The sequence below is a fragment of the Shigella sp. FC1544 genome (genome assembly GCF_001722145.1).
GTDB classification, from domain to species: Bacteria; Pseudomonadota; Gammaproteobacteria; order Enterobacterales; family Enterobacteriaceae; genus Escherichia; species Escherichia coli.
Window position 1 is genome coordinate 1 of sequence record NZ_MECT01000256.1, and the last position, 1,886, is coordinate 1,886.

At 57.2% G+C, this 1,886-nt stretch carries 3 protein-coding genes; all 3 read left to right on the forward strand.

All coding sequences use genetic code 11. The features are described 5' to 3' along the window. Window positions 1-20 precede the first annotated feature (20 nt). A complete protein-coding gene (locus tag BGK49_RS13640) occupies window positions 21-719 on the forward strand; it encodes a phage minor tail protein L (protein ID WP_001152578.1) in 699 nt (232 codons plus the stop codon). A gap of 4 nt (window positions 720-723) precedes the next feature. Continuing rightward, on the forward strand, window positions 724-1,467 hold the full coding sequence (locus BGK49_RS13645) for a C40 family peptidase (RefSeq protein WP_000194737.1): 744 nt from the start codon (window positions 724-726) through the stop codon (window positions 1,465-1,467). Then, a partial coding sequence (locus BGK49_RS13650; RefSeq protein ID WP_242412558.1) for a tail assembly protein occupies window positions 1,431-1,886 on the forward strand: 456 nt, incomplete at its 3' end. The genes BGK49_RS13645 and BGK49_RS13650, both read left to right, overlap by 37 nt.

Below are 1,886 nucleotides of genomic sequence, written 5' to 3' on the forward strand. Positions count from 1 at the left end.
TTTGAACAGGTGGTGAACTGATGCAGGATATCCGGCAGGAAACACTGAATGAATGCACCCGTGCGGAGCAGTCGGCCAGCGTGGTGCTCTGGGAAATCGACCTGACAGAGGTCGGTGGAGAACGTTATTTTTTCTGTAATGAGCAGAACGAAAAAGGTGAGCCGGTCACCTGGCAGGGGCGACAGTATCAGCCGTATCCCATTCAGGGGAGTGGTTTTGAACTGAATGGCAAAGGCACCAGTACGCGCCCCACGCTGACGGTTTCTAACCTGTACGGTATGGTCGCCGGGATGGCGGAAGATCTGCAGAGTCTGGTCGGCGGAACGGTGGTCCGGCGTAAGGTTTACGCCCGTTTTCTGGATGCGGTGAACTTCGTCAACGGAAACAGTGACGCCGATCCGGAGCAGGAGGTGATCAGCCGCTGGCGCATCGAGCAGTGCAGCGAACTGAGCGCGGTCAGTGCCTCTTTTGTGCTGGCCACACCAACGGAGACGGATGGCGTGGTTTTCCCGGGGCATATCATGCTGGCGAATACCTGTATGTGGACCTACCGTTCTGATGAGTGTGGTTACACGGGCAGGGCAGTGGCTGACGAGTTCGACAAACCAACGACGGATATCCGGAAGGACAAATGCAGCAAGTGTATGCGCGGGTGTGAGTTGCGCAACAATACCGGTAATTTCGGCGGTTTCCTTTCCATCAATAAACTTTCTCAGTAAATCCATGACACAGACAGAATCAGCGATTCTGGCGCACGCCCGGCGATGTGCGCCAGCGGAGTCGTGTGGCTTCGTGGTGAGAACGCCGGAGGGAGACAGGTATCTTCCCAGCGAGAATATCTCCGGTGAGCCGGAGGAACGGTTCCGGATGGCTCCGGAGGACTGGCTGCGGGCACAAATGCAGGGTGAGATTGTGGCACTGGTCCACAGTCATCCCGGTGGTCTGCCCTGGCTGAGTGAGGCTGACCGGCGGCTGCAGGTGCAGAGTGATTTGCCGTGGTGGCTGGTCTGCCGGGGGGCGATTCACAAGTTCCGCTGTGTGCCGCATCTCACCGGGCGGCGCTTTGAGCACGGGGTGACGGACTGTTACACGCTGTTCCGGGATGCTTATCATCTGGCGGGGATTGAGATGCCGGATTTTCATCGCGGGGATGACTGGTGGCGTCACGGTCAGAATCTCTATCTGGATAATCTGGAGGCCACAGGGCTGTATCAGGTGCCGTTGTCATCAGCACAACCGGGCGATGTGCTGCTGTGCTGTTTTGGTTCATCGGTGCCGAATCATGCCGCCATTTACTGCGGCGACGGTGAGCTGCTGCACCATATTCCTGAACAACTGAGTAAACGAGAGAGGTATACCGACAAATGGCAGCGACGCACACACTCCCTCTGGCGTCACCGGGAATGGCACGCATCTGCCTTTACGGGGATTTGCAACGATTTGGCCGCCGCATCGACCTTCGTGTGAAAACGGGGGCTGAAGCCATCCGCGCACTGGCCACACAGCTCCCGGCGTTTCGTCAGAAACTGAGTGACGGCTGGTATCAGGTGCGCATTGCCGGGCGTGATGCAGGTGAAACCGAATTGTCTGCCCGTCTTAATGAGCCGCTGGCAAATGGTGCAGTGATCCACATAGTACCGCGTCTGGTGGGAGCTAAAAGTGGCGGTGTGTTTCAGGCGGTGCTGGGGGCAGCTGTTATGGCGGTTGCTATATGGATGCCGGGGGTAGGAATTATGGCGAGTAATCTGCTGTTTTCTCTCGGTGCCAGTATGACGCTTGGCGGTGTTGCACAGATGCTGGCACCGAAAGCCAGAACTCCCCGTACACAGACAACGGATAACGGCAAACAGAACACCTGTTTCTCCTCACTGGATAACATGGTTGCC

Coding starts and splice junctions, on each gene's coding strand:
- BGK49_RS13645 (WP_000194737.1), top strand. CDS start 724: ATGACACAGACAGAATCAGCGATTCTGGCGCACGCCCGGCGATGTGCG.
- BGK49_RS13640 (WP_001152578.1), top strand. CDS start 21: ATGCAGGATATCCGGCAGGAAACACTGAATGAATGCACCCGTGCGGAG.